Genomic DNA, 15,021 nt, shown 5'->3' with positions numbered 1-15,021 from the left:
GTTAAAAACTGATTCCCAATCTTTTTTCCAGTTTTTCAAGACGAGCTTCAAGCTCTTTATTCTTTTCATCAAGCTCTTTGACCGCTTCAACTAGGACAGGGACCAAAGAGACGTAATTTACGCTTTTTTGGCCGTCTTCGCCATGAACTAGTTCAGGGAAAATCTTTTCAATTTCTTGAGCGATGAAGCCGATGTTTTCTTTTTCATCAACCCGATTTTTCCAGTTGAAAGTTACGCCCCGAAGTTCAATAATTTTTGCCAACGAGTCGGAAAGATTTTGGATGTTAGTTTTGAGATTGGCGTCAGAGGATTGATTAAAATTTTTAGCATAAACATCACCTGTCACCCTTAAATCGTGCAGATCTCCGTTTCTTTTGAGACGCATTCCTTCAGTCCATTGACCGCCAGCAGGTCCGTCATAAAATGAGAATAACAGATCATTTCTTTCTCCGGCAGGAATATAGCTATTACCCCTCGATATAATAGACCAGTTTTTACTTAGATTGTGTCCGGAACCACCACCTTGCCCCGTAGTGACAAGGTCAATTGATGTTTCTCCCGTGCTATCGCCCGCGACATGCCTAAATACAGTGTTTCCAGAGCCATAAACAAATAAACGTCTACCAGTAGTATCCACACTGTCTGGATTAGGTCCAATTGCTAAACCTCCCCCCACTCCAATTGCCATACGAGCTACGTCTTGAGTTCTGAAAGATATAATACCTGGGAGGCCAGCGTCACTTAGATTAGCATTTAAAGAAAGTAATCCTTGGCTACGCAGAGACAGGGGACCAGTCGGAGATGAGGTCAGAAAATCAAAAGATCCTTGATTTCCACCTTTATTGTTCCACATAAAGAAGCCGTTGTTTGTCTGCTTACCAATTATAAATTTAGAAGATCCCCTATCGTCAAAAGATATGGCGGCTTGTTGATTTGCATTAGCGCTATCAATTCTAGTTAAGATATTTTCGCTATCTTTTATATGCAATTTTGAACTTGGAGTATTAATTCCTAAACCAACATTCCATGCTGTATTATTTGGAAAAAGTAAATTTCCAGATTGAGTCCAGAAATTTGAACCGCCACCACCAACCGGTGTTTCCCAAGCCATCCCTGAATCTGTCCGAGTAAGGACTTGACCTGTTGTTCCGCTGTTTCCGTTTGTTTTCAAAATTCCGTTGCCTGAAATATTTAAATGTCCCTGAACCCTAAGACGATCGCTAGTCAGGCCATCAGGACCTATATTTACGTTTGTTCCGTTATTTTTTATATTATTGCTTGCTATCCAGCCACTACCGTCATGACGAAGTGTCTGATTAGAGCTTCCACCAGGCAATCCACCGGAAGGAGTGGCCCAACTTGCCAAACCGGCTGCATCGGAAGTCAGAACCCTACCGGCTCCGGGTGAGCCGCCGGTAATTTTAACTTGACCGTTAACCTCTAACCTCGCCCCGGGATTTGTTGTCCCGATTCCAACATTGCCGGCAGAAGTGATTCTCATTCTTTCAACTAAATTACCTACTCTAAAAACTAAATCATTAGCCCCTCCTGCCGGTATAAAACCAATGGATGATCTAGTGTTATCATCTGTACCGGTTCTGAAATAAACATTAGCAAAACCTGAATTGTTGGCTCTCTGAATTTGAACACCATCGTTGCCAACTATATGTAATTTGGTATTCGGATTAGTGGTTCCAATACCAACTTTTTCGTCTACATACAAATCAACAAAAGAACGCAAACCGTTTGCTCTAAATACACCATTTTTATCTTGAGGTTTATCCCCTACATTCACGGGCACAAAAACATTACCTTCAGGAGGCGCTTCGTCTGGCGCTGACCATTGAGCTAAAACATAATTTACTCCGACAATGCCGGCTAAACCGACAATCAGTCCCAGAGCGATTATTTTAAAATTGATTTTTTGCATATTCTCTATTTACGATTAATAAAATTTATAAAATTAGTTTCTTAATTGTTCTCGGATTCTTTCCTTTTCCTCGTCTGTCAACTCTTCCGTCGGCGGCGAAGAGAGATCTATCTTAATTTCCTCAGCCATATCTTCAGTAATTTCTATCAAAGGCGGCAACGCTAGCTCATCCCTGACTTGCTGCTTTTCTTCCTCCGTCAACAAAGACGAGGCCGGCTTTTCGGCGGGCATAAAAAAGAAAAAGAAAATTAACAAAGCAACGACCACCAAGATGGCAATCGCGCCCCAAATTATTCCCTTGCCATTTTTTGGCTCTTTCGGCTTAATGCCGATATTTAAAGTATCCATCTAAATTTACCTTTAAATTATACACGAAATCGGCCAGATTTTATCTGAAAGTGTGGAAAACTTATTCGGCCAGAGCAGAATCTTTTTTGAGAATTTTTACAAGCGCCAACTCCAATGGCAACTGCGCAATATGTGACGAGTTTGTTTTTTCGTAAGCATCTAGTAGTTCTAGTAAAGCATGAGAATTAACTTTGGAATCTTTTTGCTCCGCCAATTTTTTAAGAAATTCGAAATCCTCACTTTTCAACTCTTTTTCAATTTCCTCATCCAAGCCGGCTTTCAGACGCAAAAGCAGAGTAAATCTGATTCTTTGCAAAACAATTTTCAGAAATGTCTTTATATCAACATCCTGACCCACAACTTCAGAAATCGCCTGTAATCCTTTTTCTAATTCGCCATTAGCGATTGAGGATATAAATTTGTTGACCAATTCACCCTTCGGCGCGCCAGTAACCATTTCAACTTCTTTAATAGAAATTTTCTTGTCTTTGGAAAAACTCAAAATTTTCTGCAGAATCCCCAGAGCGTCGCGAAAAGAGCCCTCGGAAAGCAGAGAGATTAAATCAGCCGACGATGGCTCAAGAGAAAAACCCTCTTTTTTGGCAACCGCCGAAACCATATCACGCAGAATAACTTGGCTTGGTCTTTTAAAATTAAAAACTTGGCAACGGGAAATAACCGTCTCTGGCAATTTGTCCGGCTCGGTGGTGGCTAAAATAAAAACAACATAAGAAGGCGGTTCTTCTAAAGTTTTCAAAAGGGCGTTCCCGGCTTCTTTAGTCAACATATGAACTTCGTCCACGATATAAACTTTATAGGGTGAGCGAAAGGGCGAAGCCGAGACTGATTGCTTAATCTCGCGAATGTCGTCTATACCGCGGTTTGAAGCGGCATCAATTTCGTAAAGGTCTTCTTCTTGGCAACCGATCTCGCGGGCCAGAATTCTGGCAATACTGGTTTTGCCGGTGCCTCGCGCGCCGGTAAAAAGATAGGCGTGCGAAATTCTTTTGAGGCGAACCGAACCCTCAAGAACTTTGACGATATGGTCCTGCCCCAAAACATCGCTAAATTTTTGCGGGCGGTATTTTCTATACAAAGCGATTTCTTCATTCATCCCGTACGAAATAGGAAATTTTTAATTTCCGTATTGAAAAATTAAATTTAAATTAATTCGACCACTATTTCCACTTCTTCCAGTAATTCCTAATTTGATAACACTATGATTTCGTACTGGATTCATACAAAGAATTATAAACCTTTTGGGATATTATGAAAATGAAAAAGGCCTCATCGCGTATAGTGCGCGATGAGGCCCGGTACAAACAACGTTTGGTTTGAGGGTTGGCCTGCGAAGAGGCCGTCACCTTGACCCTTGGCAAGGACCGCTTAACCCTGCGGCAGGGGTGGGGGTCGGCCCCTCAAATACTCTTGATCACATAGACCTCCTTCCAGAATGCGAATTTGTGCGAAAAGCACAAATTCTTGGCTGGCAGAGCCGATCACCCAATGTGATCAGCCCAAGCCGGCGGCGCGCGGGTCAGTTAATGATGTTCTGGAGAGCGATGATCACCCGCATTTTGGGTTCTCCTCTTTCTGAGGTTAACATCCAGCCCGCGACTTTTCGAAGTCGTGGGCAACGAACATCTTCCACCTCCGGACGGTCTTATTCAGACCGCTACGGAGGAAAACCGGAATAAGGCATACCACCCCCTTAAACAATGTGCTGATTTGGAGGGTCGCACTACGCTTCCCTCTTTCTATCTCCTCTGCTTAACAGCTTAGCACAAAGCGTTTTATTTGTCAAATATAAATTAGGGTTTAGGGTATGGGATATAGCCAATAATGAAATACACCCTTATTTTTAGCCAAAAAAAGACCCCACCGTGCGAACGGCGGGGCCTCACGCTGACCCGGATGGCGGGGTCAGCAAAGAGCGAGGTAGCAAAGAACGACAAGCCAGAGCTTCATACGTGGTCTCCTTTCGGAAACTTTCGGAAACGACAGCTCCGCTGTCCGTCTCGTCTTGACGGAACAGGATTTGGGCCGGCATCCGCCAACCCTTACCACTTCTGATTGCGACAGCGACGTCGCCCACTTCGCCTCTTCCTCGGATTCATCATATGTCTGATTCGTATCCGAGGCGATCGGTGGTAACGACCACTTCTGCTTCGCAAGGGCTTGGGTTCGGCCACCACTTCTGGTGGTGGTAAGAAGTCTTCATACCCTCTCACCAAAACCAAACGCGGAAAATGAGGCGGAAACATAAACACCTCCTTCTTTGGGTTGTTTCAGCGACCAAACCGCATGGTACGACCTTTGAGGTTCGGAGGATTCGGCCCAGTGGCACTGCGCGAGTTTTGAACGGCCCTAGACGGACAGCTTCCAGTTTTCGGAAGAGCGCCTTCAACCAGATCTTCCTTGCAGAAGATTTTATGTTCTTTATCAGCGTCAATGCCGACTCGAACTGAATCTCCGCGAATATCCACGATCGTGACCTCGATGAGTTCGGTCGTGTCGTCTGGCCTCAAGACTTCGATGACGATCTTTTGATCCTTCTTCCGTGACAAAACCAGCATGGGACCTCCCTGTTTCTTGTTTGGCACTTTTTGCCCTTTTGCCTTGCTCTAATCTTTTTAGATTATAACAAAACCAAGAATTCTGTCAATGTTTGAATGCTGGATAATTATTTAAAACACTAACTGCCTCTTTTGCGCTCTCTGTTTCCATAAGTTTTTCTCGAAGTTCTTTAGCTCCATCCCAATCGCTAACATACGCTTTGAAATGCTTTTTCATAACCGAAAAGTTTTTAGTATTGCCAAGTAATTCATCAAAAAGTTTAATATGCTCAATAAGCACTTTAAGGCGCTCTTCTGGGGTTGGTTCTTTTTCCGAAAATAACCACGGATTGCCAAAAATCGCCCGACCAAGCATCACGCCGTCAGCTCCGGTTTCTTCAGCTTTTTTTCTAGCATCGTTCAAATCAAAGACATCGCCGTTACCTATAATCAACGAATTACTTTTCAATTCATTTCTGATTTCCACCGCTCTTTTAACTCTCTCCCACCTAGCCGGCACTTTTGACATCTCTTTTCTAGTGCGAGCGTGGATAGTTACAGCGGCTGGCGATTCGGCAAGAATTGCCGACAACCATCCACCAACTGGCGGATCAAGTTCGTCCTTGTTGTAACCAAGCCGAATTTTTACCGAAATTGGAATTTTATCTGAAACCCCATTTTTTGCGGCTCTAATAATTTCCCTTGCCAAATCCGGTTTCTTGCATAAAGCGGCGCCAGCTCCTTGTTTTTCTATTCCCCTATCAGGACAGCCCATATTTATATCAAGACCATCAAATCCAAGCTCCAAGACCAATCTCGCTGCTTTTTCCATCATCTCCGGTCGAGCAGTAAAAAGCTGGGCGACTATCGGCCGCTCACTTTCCGAATAAGTTAAATCTTTCAAAAGTTTATTCCTGCCTTTTGTATCAGCCAAAATAAGACCGTCAGCCGAAACAAACTCCGTCCAAAAAACATCGGGGCCGAAAGGTCTTGAATATTTAGCAATTATGCGCCTGAAAGCAACGTCGGTCACGTCAGCCATTGGCGCCAAAACAAAAAACGGCTTCACTAGATTTAGCCAAAAATTTTTCCGCATAATGAAAAATTATCTTAACCTATACAGCACCTTATGGCCAAAACTTAAATCAATGTTTTCAAACATAGACAATCCGTCTTTGGAATTCTGAAATTCCGGCTCACTGATTAAAGTAACCAAATTTTCAAAAGATTTTTCTGAATTCTCACCGAGACCCAAAATAATTTCAGTCCCCGAATCTAGCACAATCTTAGCTTCTACCGTGCCCTCTAAGAAAATTTTTACCGGACGAACTGAAAGACTAGTAAGTAATTTCAAAAAAGTTTGCAAGTTTTGAAAAATCTCACCAGTTGTCAAAAACGAACCGACCGTCTTTTCTATATTTCCGCCGTAATAAAACAAGTAATCATTATTTTCGTTACTTTCGTTGCCGGCAATTTTTTCAAATATAAAACCTGTATCGTCAAAATAAAAACAATCTTCAGGTTTTGACATGGGTGTTTCGCTCGCAAGATTTTCTTCACTCTCGATCAGTGTTTCCGGCAAATCAGGCGTAGAGCACCAAATTCCAAACGGCATTCTTTCTTGAATTTCAATTTTTAGGTCAGACAAACCATCAAGCGAAACTTTTGCATCAGCAATACGATTGTTGGAATCCAAAATCCGACCGGTAATTCTTCTCTTTGGATAAAGAAAGGCGTTTGAGTTGGCAAACAGACCCCATTTTTTACTATCAATTTCTTTAAAAACCAGCTTGCCAATTTCTTCAGAATTTAAAACGGAGACTCCAACAACCTCCACATTCTTGATTGACAAAAATTCAACCGACGACAAAAAAGATAAGCCAACAACTATTGATACAAAAAAAACAAAAAATAAAACAAGTCGCCCCAAAGCTCTTTTTTTTCTTTTTCGCGCCAGCTTTGAAGTTTTGGGTTTTATTCCGTCTCGCGCCATATTTTTACAAACCAATAAATTCCCTACCAGAAAGGTATGGACGAAGAACTTTCGGCACTAAAATTTTTCCATCAGCTTGCTGGAAATTTTCTACAATAGAGATCAGGACTCTCGGGGTCGGGATTGCTGTATTGTTTAGGGAGTGAGCATAACGCTTCGCTCCGTTGTCGTCGTAGCGAATATTGAATCGCCGAGTTTGAAAATCGTGGTAATAAGAGGCGCTTCCAATTTCTCTATATTTTTCTTGAGACGGAATCCAGAGCTCAAGCTCATATTGCTTAACTTTTGAAGATGACAAATCGCCAGTGCAAACAATCAGCCGTCGATACGGCAGACCAAGAGACTCGATAAACTCTTCACTTTTTCTGGTAATTTCTTCGTGAAGTTTTTCTGATTCTTCGTGGCTGGCTTCACATAAAATAAGTTGTTCAAATTTGTAAAACTCATGGACTCTCAATATTCCTTTTGTGTCTTTACCATGACTTCCAGCTTCCCTGCGATAGCAAGGAGAAAAAGCTAAAAACCTCTTAGGTAAATCGCTTTTTTTCAAAATCTCTCCGGAATGATACGCCATCATCGGCACTTCGGCAGTACCGGATAGATAATCACCGTCTTGTGTTTCGAACAAATCTTCAGCTTCGCTCGGTAAGTGACCAGTCCCATAAAAATATTCTTTTTTGACGATTGATGGCGCAATAATTTCTTCAACCCCCTCTCCGGAGAAAAAATCTCTAGCGTAATTCCAAACAGCCCAAGAAAGTCGCGCGCCGTCATTCTTAAGAAAATAGCCGCGAAAACCGTGCGCCTTTGTCCCACGTTCAAAATCAACCATTTCGTTAGACGTCATCAATTCAACGTGATCTTTGACCGGAAAATCAAATTTCGGAATCTCTCCCCATTTTTTTAATTCCACGTTGTCTTCCTCACTCTTACCCTCGGGCACCGAAACGTCAGGAATGTTTGGTACCGCAAGCATCAAGCCCTGCCACTCCTTCATTACTTCCTTTAGTTCTGATTCGCCGTCTTGAAATTCTTTTTTTAAGGCCTGCATTTCTTCAATCAGTTTCTGTTTTTGTTCGGGGTCCGAGGCCAATTTTACGACTCCTTCATTAGCTTGGTTTTGCCGGCTCTTTAAATTTTCAGTCTTGGCAAGTAACTCTCTTCTCTTTTCATCAAGAGCAATTAATTTGTCCAAATCAATTTCAACACGCTTTTTTTTGGCGCTTTCGGAAATGATTTCTTTGTTCTCTCTAATAAATTTAATGTCTAACATTGTTTAGAGTTTAGGGATAAATATAAACACTATGATAACAGAGATGTTAGAATTAATAAATAATGCCAATACCTGATGAAATAAAAGTTCTGCCGGAAAAAAAATGGCCAGCGTGTTTAAAAGAAATTGCCGACCCGCCAAAACGCCTTTTTATTCGAGGAGAATTGCCACCAGAGGATTTTACTTGGCTTTGCGTCGTTGGCTCCAGAAAATTTACCCCTTACGGCAAATCGGCCTGCGAAGAAATACTTGACGGCTTGCGCGGGGAAAAAGTAGTGATTGTTTCAGGGCTGGCGCTTGGAATGGATTCAATCGCTCATCGCAAGGCACTAGAAATTGGCCTCAAAACAATAGCAGTGCCCGGCTCCGGTCTGTCTAACAAAGTTCTCTATCCGAGCTCGCACAGAAATCTGGCGGAGAAAATAGTGGAAAAAGGCGGCTGTTTAATTTCCGAATTTGAGCCGGATTTTCAAGCCACACAATACTCCTTTCCCCAAAGAAACCGAGTTATGGCGGGACTCTCTTCGGCGGTTTTGGTGGTGGAAGCCGAAATAAAATCCGGCACCTTAATCACCTCCCGCTTGGCTTCGGAATACAACCGTGATGTCTTGGCCATCCCCGGCTCAATTTTCAGCAGAAGTTCGGAAGGGACAAATATGCTTATTAAACTCGGCGCTTATGTGGTTAGAAATTCGGCAGACTTGAGAGAATATTTGGGACTAAAAGAAGAGACAGATTTTGAAGATAAATTTTCCGATTGCACCAAAGAAGAAAAAATAATCATAGAGCTTTTACAAACACCTTTGGAAAAAGACGAGTTGATTAGACAAAGCGGACTGTCGCCGAGCCAAGCGCAAATTCTTCTTTCCGCTATGGAAATAAAAGGGATGATTAAAGAGGAGATGGGGGAGATACGGTTGAATTAGGGTATAGGGTATAGGGTTTAGGGGGGGGAAGACCAGGGCTACAGCAGGTATTTTTTGTTTTGACAAAAATAAATTTATTGTGTTATTTTGTTGACAGACAAAACATCAGAAAGCGCGTTGTTTTCTGGAGAACAGCACAAAACAAGGAGATTTGAGATGTTTGAGCGATTCCATGATCGTGCTCGCAAGGTCATGAAATTGGCCAACCATGAGGCCCAGCGCTTCAACCACGAGTACATCGGGACCGAGCACATCCTGCTCGGCCTGGTGAAGGAGGGCTCGGGCGTCGGCGCGAACGTCCTCAAGAACCTCGACGTCGACCTGCACAAGGTCCGTGTCGAGGTCATGAAACTCGTCGAGGCCGGCCCGGTGGTCACCATGTGGGGTCACATACCCCAGACTCCGCTCGCCAAGAAGGTCATCGAGTACGCCATCGAGGAGGCGCGGAGATTCGACCACAACTACGTCGGGACCGAGCACCTGCTCCTCGGCCTGATCCGCGAGTGCGACGGTATTGCAGCCAAAGCTCTCGAGCAACTCGGCGTCGGCGTCAATGATCTCGAAAAAGTAAGGAGTGAGATTCTCAAGATCCTTACTCCGCCGGGAGATGCCTGTGAAAGTGTCGAGAAGATTCAAGCCGATCTACTGGAAATCGCAAGGCGGGCTGAAAAACTGAAGCCCGAGTCCGCTCGTCTTGTCGCCAAGATGTTGAGAGTAATCGCAAAAGAGCTTCCTGAACTCTGAATGGCGCCGGCAACTCAACTTCTCTCGACAAGCTACCCGTCCCCACCCGCTCCACTCGCACCCGCGAGACGGAGCGGTTTTTTGTTTCCCATTTTTTTCTGCGATACTCTTATTTTAATTCAAGCTAAATTCAAGATTACTAAAAATTGATGGGAGAAATACGGTTGAATTAGGGATTGGGGTATAGGGTATAGCCAATAGGTTCTATTAAAAAAGCTTGGGAGCTTTGCTTTCAAGTGGTTGTCAGGCGGGGTTTGGTTTGTTATAAAGAAAGAGGACAGAGCGCAAACAAAAAGCTCGTTGCTTTTTGTAGAAAACAAGAAAGGAGATGGTATATGTTTCAGGGGCTTTCCACTACGGCCACCAAAGCGATGATTCGAGCCAATTGGTGGTCATTGCATCAAGGCCGTGACAGCATTCGACCCGAATACCTCCTGTTGGGATTAATGGAAGAGAACCCAAGCGCCAGCACGGATATACTCCAACACCTTGGTGTGAGACCGAGCGAGGCGCTTCTTAAGTTGAAAGACGCACTCGTCATCGAGAGCGCCACCCTAGAGATGCCCACTATCTTGGGTAACTTTCTTCCCCGAACACAGAGTGCCGAAAGAGTCGTTGAGTACGCCAGAGAAATGGCGCGCATACTCAACCACAAACGTGTCGGCACCGATCATCTGCTCTTCGGCCTGCTCCGCGAGACCTATGGTTGTGACGCACAGTTCCTCACGGACCTCAATCTGGATATCGATGAAGTCCACGCGCTTTTGAGGGGAAACGACAGTTCTGACCCCGAAGACGAGAGTACGGAGCAGATCGTGGCTAAACTCAAGAGAGATGCCAGACGACTTCTGGATCTTGCAGAGATTGTTCGTATCATGGGCGAACATTGATACTGACCTCATAGCCCCCGCCGCCGCACCATCCACCTCGACCGCGAGGTGGATTTTTATTAAATAAACTTTCAAGAAACAGCTGACATTCTTTATTTAATAAATCAACAGAAACAAAAAAAACTTGCAAACTACAAGAATTTTTTCTCCTATTTCTCCTAGCGCCTAGCGCCTAATCTCCTAGCGCCTACTTAATCGCTTGAATTTTAACTTTAAAGAAAGGTTGTCGGTGGCCACGCCTTTTATAATATCGGCTCTTAGCTTTGTATTTTACAACTTCAATTTTTTTGTTTTTTCCAGCTTCTTCAAAAACCGCTTCAACTTTAGCGCCATCTATGTAAGGCGCGCCAATAGTAGTATCTTTTCCATCATCAACTAAAAGAACTCTATCAAAGACAACTTTGTCGCCTTTTTTGAAATCGCCCTTTATTTTCTCAATTTTAAGAGTGTCGCCAACCGAAACCTGATATTGCTTGCCACCAGTCAAAATCACGGCAAATTCGTCCTTACTTGCCTTTACGGTTTTTTTAGCTGTTTTTGTTTTTTTGTTTTCGGCGGGCATATTGTTGTTAATTCTACACAATTAGCCGCCGATTGCAACTTTTAGCTATCTTCGTCAGCCGGCTTATCTATAAATTCAGTCACAATTCCCGGGGCTGAACCAGTAATTCGCAGAACGTCTTTGTCAATTTTATTAAGCTCTTTTGAGCCCAAATTATATTGATTAACCGTGGTTTTTAGAGAATTTCCAAGCTTTAAATTGTAGTCTTCAAAGGCCTTTATATGCTTCCCTAGTTCTCCAACTCTTTTAACAATATCTTGGGCTTTTTCCTCAATTTGGAGAGCATTTAAACCTTGCAAGACTGTCTGAAGGTAAGCTAAAAACGAGGTCGGGGAAACAATAATGACTTTATATTTAGAAGCCGCTCGTTGAATAAGATTTTCTTCTGAAATCAAACCGACCTTCCCAATAAGCAGATCGTAATAAATAGCTTCATGAGGAATGAACATAAACGCAAATTCCATGGTCCCCTTATCCGGCTGAATATATTTTGAGGTTTCAACAATACGGTTTTTCAAATCGTTTTCAAAAACCTTTTCCAATCTTTTGCGCTCCGGCTGGTCTCTTTCTTCGGCCAATCTATTGTAATTTTCCAAGGAGAATTTAGAGTCAATCGGAATTATCCTGTCTTTGACAAAAACCACGGCATCAACAATTGTTCCATCGGGAAAAGAATATTGCATTTGAAAAGATCCCGGAGGTAAAACATTTTTTAAAAGCGTTTCCAGATAATATTCGCCAAGAACTCCTCTCTGTTTTGGATTTTTTAAAATATCCTGCAAGCTTTGAAGCTGGTCGGCAAAAAAAATTACTTGTTTTCCGGTCTCTTTGACTTCGGTCAATTCTCTGGTAATTTCCTTTATAAGCTTTTGCGAATCACCATAATGAAAGCGGATAGCTTCATTGACTTGACGCGAAGTCTCGCCCATTTTTGAGTCTACCACTTTGGCAAGCTCATTCATTTGCTGTAAAATCAGATTAAGTCCGGAATCGCCTGCTTTTGAGCTATTTTTTGATTTCAAAAAAAACCAAACCAAAAAACCATTTGATAAAACCAAAACTATCGTCAAAATTATAAGAAAAGTTTCCATAATTTAATTATAACAAACAAATGAAGATAAACGACAAAATAAGGGGGGATTTAAAAAAGTCTATGATAGAAAGAGATCAGCTTAAATCCGATACTCTGAAGGGGTTGCTCGCCGCTTTTACCAACGAGCTTGTTGCCAAAGGACGTAAACCACAGGAAGTATTGGACGAAAATGATTGTTTCGCAGTCATTAAAAGGGCTGTTAAGCAAAGAAAAGATTCCATAGAACAATTCCAAAAAGGTGGGCGTGCTGATTTGGCTCTGCAGGAAGAAAAAGAATTGGAAATTTTGAAGCAATACTTGCCGGCAGAAATTGGTTTGGATGAAATAAGAAAAGTTGCTCTAGCTAAAAAAGAAGAGTTAGGAATCACTGACAAAAGCAAAATTGGAATCCTGATCGGCGTGGTGATGAAAGAATTGAAAGGTCAAGCCGACGGTGGAGAGGTTAAAAAAATTGTTGAAGGATATTTTTCTTAAAATCTTGCGACAACCTGATTTTTGTGGAAAATTATAGGCGCGGCCCTATCGTCTAGTCTGGTCTAGGACGTCGCCTTCTCAAGGCGAAAACTCGGGTTCAAATCCCGATAGGGTCACAATTTAGAACTTTTCCCAATGCGCGTCGCTCCGCGACGAATTCGGACGGAACTGGCGCGCCGAAGCGCGCGGATTTGTCACGAACCGTAGGGTTCGTTCCAACTTTTTTGACGAAGGAGCTGATTTTGTGAAAATCAGCGGATGAGCTCAAAAAATTGGCTTGTTTCGTATCTAAAATCCACTCCCGTAGGGGTTCGACCCAATTCTTTCCCTCGCGTTCAAAATCTTTCCGCTGTTCCCGCAAAGCAAGTGATTCCCGCATCAGCTTGTCCTTCTTGGCGAGATAAATTTCCTTTGGAATGTCACCATCAATAAAGGCCGAGACAAGACGGTCAAGCTTCTCCTCGCTTGCTTTGAGTTTGAAAGAAAGATTTTGAACGCGGCTTTGCGATGAGCGGTTTTCCTCTTGCTCGAATTGCAGAACGCACTTGAGCATATAATCAGTATCCTCATCGCAAAGCGAAATTGTTTGGAGCCGTTCCTTTACGTCTGCGACAAGAGATTCCTCGCGCATATACCCTTGGTCACAATTTCCTTTCTTTTTCGTGCACCGATAGTACCGATACCGTCCTCCTGATTTCCCCGTCGCCCACTGCGCAGTGATCATGCTCCCGCACTCTCCGCAACGAAAAAGTCCAACGAAAGGAAAATTGTGGCCGGTCTTTGTTTTGCGCGGGCGTTCTCTTGTCGCTAATACCTTTTGCACGGCTTCAAACAATTTCGGGGAAAGAATTGGCGCAAAGCTTCCGTCAAACCATTCCTCCTTATGCTTCACAAATCCCAAATATGCCCTGTTGGTCAGCATTCGTTTGATGGAAGCTTTGCCAAGTGGCGTACCTTTGGAAGTACTTACTCCGTGAAGCGCCAAAAAATCGGCGAGTGATTTCAGCGTGTGCGATTTTTTCGCATACTCCTCAAAAGCGCGGACGATGATTTTGGAATGAGTCGGGTGCGGTTCGATATTCCTCGTCTTCGGATTGTTCACGTACCCGAACGGCGCTTTTGTGAGCCACTCGCCTCGCCGCACTTTTTGGCGCATCCCGCGCTTGGTGTTCTCCACCAAGTTGTCGGAGTAATACTTCGATTGACCGAACGCCACTTGCAACATAAAGAGCCCCTGCGGGGTGGGTTCAAACCAAAATGTCGGAAAGCGCAAAGACGTGATTTTCTTCTGGTCAACAAGATAGATGATGCGACCGCCGTCCACGCTATTTCTCGCGAGACGATCCGGATGCCACGCAAGAATGCCGACATTCTCCATTTCCTCTATCTTCGCCATCATCTTGTTGAACAGAGGCCTGCCCGGAGTCTTTGCGCTTTTCGACTCTTGAAATGTCTCAACAATTTCAAGATTTTCTTTACGTGCAAACTCTCGCAATTCAAAAAGTTGAGCCTCGATAGACATGACCTGCTTGTCATCATCTTCCGTCGATTTGCGAGCGTAAAGAAAATATTTTGGTTTGGACATAGATTTTTTTTAGATACGAAACAAGAGACAAATCCGCGCGCTTCGGCGCGCCAGTTCCGTCCGAATTCGTCGCGGAGCGACGCGCATTGGGAAAAGTTCTAAATTGTGACGATATTATAGCCTTTGCTCGAACCTATTTCGAGTCAAAGACCGACTGACTTCGCACGCGCGGAGCGCGTGGTGGCTTGGAACTACATCGTACGCTCCGATCGCGTGGTGATGCCAACTCATGCTGCCAGCGCCTCGACAAGCTCGGCGCTCCGCCCTCGCCCCGTTTCCGCTCTCCATGCTTTTTCTTTTTTCGCGGGGGGATTTTTTTAAAAATTGAATGGGCGGAAAACGGGGCTCGGGCTTAGACTATACGTCACTTATAGTCTGTAGCCCTATTTTACTCAAAAAGATATGATGTAGTCAATAAGTTACCAGACTTTGCATGTCAAATATTAAGAAACAATTAGGACAGAAAATTAAAGAACTTCGCTTGGAGGCGGGTATTTCGCAGGAAAAACTCGCTACAAAAGCGAAACTGCACAGAACATACATGAGCGATATTGAACGAGGCGAGCGCAATGTTTCTGTTGAGAATATAAAAAAGATATCAGACGCTCTGGATGTGGATCCTGATGAGCTTTTGCGATTCAAATAATT

The 15,021-nt window shown here is 43.5% G+C and carries 13 protein-coding genes, 1 tRNA gene and 2 pseudogenes; 6 read left to right on the top strand and 10 right to left on the bottom strand.

All coding sequences use genetic code 11. The annotated features are described in order from the left end of the window. Position 1: 1 nt before the first annotated feature. The 7 genes and pseudogenes from QY304_00760 to serS all read right to left on the bottom strand — a co-directional run bounded on the left by QY304_00760 (position 2) and on the right by serS (position 8,099). The gene (locus QY304_00760) at positions 2–1,930 is read right to left on the bottom strand and encodes a tail fiber domain-containing protein (GenBank protein ID WKZ26616.1); all 1,929 of its coding nucleotides are present in this window, start codon (positions 1,928–1,930) and stop codon (positions 2–4) included. A gap of 33 nt (positions 1,931–1,963) precedes the next feature. After that, a complete protein-coding gene (locus QY304_00755; protein ID WKZ26615.1) occupies positions 1,964–2,278 on the bottom strand; it encodes a hypothetical protein in 315 nt (104 codons plus the stop codon). A gap of 61 nt (positions 2,279–2,339) precedes the next feature. Next, the gene (gene dnaX / locus QY304_00750) at positions 2,340–3,392 is read right to left on the bottom strand and encodes a DNA polymerase III subunit gamma/tau (protein ID WKZ26614.1); all 1,053 of its coding nucleotides are present in this window, start codon (positions 3,390–3,392) and stop codon (positions 2,340–2,342) included. A gap of 1,300 nt (positions 3,393–4,692) precedes the next feature. Continuing rightward, positions 4,693–4,854, bottom strand: a pseudogene (locus tag QY304_00745) (carbon storage regulator). A gap of 85 nt (positions 4,855–4,939) precedes the next feature. After that, complete coding sequence (locus QY304_00740) at positions 4,940–5,929, bottom strand: tRNA-dihydrouridine synthase (protein WKZ26613.1); 990 nt, start codon at positions 5,927–5,929, stop codon at positions 4,940–4,942. 9 nt (positions 5,930–5,938) lie between these two features. Continuing rightward, positions 5,939–6,826 carry a hypothetical protein gene (locus QY304_00735; GenBank protein ID WKZ26612.1) on the bottom strand — a complete coding sequence of 296 codons (888 nt, stop codon included), beginning with the start codon at positions 6,824–6,826 and terminating at the stop codon, positions 5,939–5,941. A 4-nt stretch (positions 6,827–6,830) separates the two neighbouring features. Further along, positions 6,831–8,099: a serine--tRNA ligase gene (gene serS, locus QY304_00730; protein ID WKZ26611.1), complete on the bottom strand. Its 1,269-nt coding sequence runs from the start codon at positions 8,097–8,099 to the stop codon at positions 6,831–6,833. A 62-nt stretch (positions 8,100–8,161) separates the two neighbouring features. On the opposite strand from serS, the gene dprA reads away from it, so the two are divergent. The 3 genes and pseudogenes from dprA (at position 8,162) to QY304_00715 (ending at position 10,659) form a co-directional block, all read left to right on the top strand. Next, the gene (gene dprA, locus QY304_00725) at positions 8,162–9,025 is read left to right on the top strand and encodes a DNA-processing protein DprA (GenBank protein WKZ26610.1); all 864 of its coding nucleotides are present in this window, start codon (positions 8,162–8,164) and stop codon (positions 9,023–9,025) included. A 156-nt stretch (positions 9,026–9,181) separates the two neighbouring features. Continuing rightward, positions 9,182–9,706 (top strand): annotated as a pseudogene (locus QY304_00720) (Clp protease N-terminal domain-containing protein). Positions 9,707–10,140: 434 nt separating this feature from the next. Next, complete coding sequence (locus QY304_00715) at positions 10,141–10,659, top strand: Clp protease N-terminal domain-containing protein (GenBank protein ID WKZ26825.1); 519 nt, start codon at positions 10,141–10,143, stop codon at positions 10,657–10,659. Between the two features lie 187 nt (positions 10,660–10,846). On the opposite strand, the gene rplU is transcribed toward QY304_00715, so the two are convergent. After that, complete coding sequence (rplU, locus tag QY304_00710; protein WKZ26609.1) at positions 10,847–11,221, bottom strand: 50S ribosomal protein L21; 375 nt, start codon at positions 11,219–11,221, stop codon at positions 10,847–10,849. Between the two features lie 41 nt (positions 11,222–11,262). After that, a complete protein-coding gene (locus tag QY304_00705) occupies positions 11,263–12,312 on the bottom strand; it encodes a DNA recombination protein RmuC (protein ID WKZ26608.1) in 1,050 nt (349 codons plus the stop codon). A gap of 20 nt (positions 12,313–12,332) precedes the next feature. Between QY304_00705 and QY304_00700 the strand changes: the two genes are divergently transcribed. Further along, positions 12,333–12,788 carry a GatB/YqeY domain-containing protein gene (locus QY304_00700; protein ID WKZ26607.1) on the top strand — a complete coding sequence of 152 codons (456 nt, stop codon included), beginning with the start codon at positions 12,333–12,335 and terminating at the stop codon, positions 12,786–12,788. 41 nt (positions 12,789–12,829) lie between these two features. Next, a tRNA-Glu gene (locus tag QY304_00695) sits at positions 12,830–12,904 on the top strand. Here QY304_00695 and QY304_00690 read toward each other — a convergent pair. Beyond that, positions 12,886–14,373: a recombinase family protein gene (locus tag QY304_00690; GenBank protein ID WKZ26606.1), complete on the bottom strand. Its 1,488-nt coding sequence runs from the start codon at positions 14,371–14,373 to the stop codon at positions 12,886–12,888. The genes QY304_00695 and QY304_00690 overlap by 19 nt on opposite strands. 433 nt (positions 14,374–14,806) lie before the next feature. Between QY304_00690 and QY304_00685 the strand changes: the two genes are divergently transcribed. Then, the gene (locus QY304_00685) at positions 14,807–15,019 is read left to right on the top strand and encodes a helix-turn-helix transcriptional regulator (GenBank protein ID WKZ26605.1); all 213 of its coding nucleotides are present in this window, start codon (positions 14,807–14,809) and stop codon (positions 15,017–15,019) included. The last annotated feature ends 2 nt before the right edge of the window (positions 15,020–15,021 follow it).

Source organism: Candidatus Paceibacterota bacterium (assembly GCA_030583745.1).
GTDB lineage: Bacteria > Patescibacteriota > Minisyncoccia > Phycocordibacterales > BOKC01 > BOKC01.
Note: the sequence above shows the minus strand (reverse complement) of the source record. Positions and strands in the feature narration are given on the sequence as shown.

Bases quoted from the DNA above. Each gene is read 5' to 3' on its own strand.
- QY304_00705 (WKZ26608.1), bottom strand. From the start codon at position 12,312: ATGGAAACTTTTCTTATAATTTTGACGATAGTTTTGGTTTTATCAAAT.
- dprA (WKZ26610.1), top strand. From the start codon at position 8,162: ATGCCAATACCTGATGAAATAAAAGTTCTGCCGGAAAAAAAATGGCCA.
- QY304_00760 (WKZ26616.1), bottom strand. From the start codon at position 1,930: ATGCAAAAAATCAATTTTAAAATAATCGCTCTGGGACTGATTGTCGGT.
- QY304_00755 (WKZ26615.1), bottom strand. From the start codon at position 2,278: ATGGATACTTTAAATATCGGCATTAAGCCGAAAGAGCCAAAAAATGGC.
- rplU (WKZ26609.1), bottom strand. From the start codon at position 11,221: ATGCCCGCCGAAAACAAAAAAACAAAAACAGCTAAAAAAACCGTAAAG.
- QY304_00700 (WKZ26607.1), top strand. From the start codon at position 12,333: ATGAAGATAAACGACAAAATAAGGGGGGATTTAAAAAAGTCTATGATA.
- QY304_00740 (WKZ26613.1), bottom strand. From the start codon at position 5,929: ATGCGGAAAAATTTTTGGCTAAATCTAGTGAAGCCGTTTTTTGTTTTG.
- dnaX (WKZ26614.1), bottom strand. From the start codon at position 3,392: ATGAATGAAGAAATCGCTTTGTATAGAAAATACCGCCCGCAAAAATTT.
- QY304_00690 (WKZ26606.1), bottom strand. From the start codon at position 14,373: ATGTCCAAACCAAAATATTTTCTTTACGCTCGCAAATCGACGGAAGAT.
- QY304_00685 (WKZ26605.1), top strand. From the start codon at position 14,807: ATGTCAAATATTAAGAAACAATTAGGACAGAAAATTAAAGAACTTCGC.
- serS (WKZ26611.1), bottom strand. From the start codon at position 8,099: ATGTTAGACATTAAATTTATTAGAGAGAACAAAGAAATCATTTCCGAA.
- QY304_00715 (WKZ26825.1), top strand. From the start codon at position 10,141: ATGATTCGAGCCAATTGGTGGTCATTGCATCAAGGCCGTGACAGCATT.
- QY304_00735 (WKZ26612.1), bottom strand. From the start codon at position 6,826: ATGGCGCGAGACGGAATAAAACCCAAAACTTCAAAGCTGGCGCGAAAA.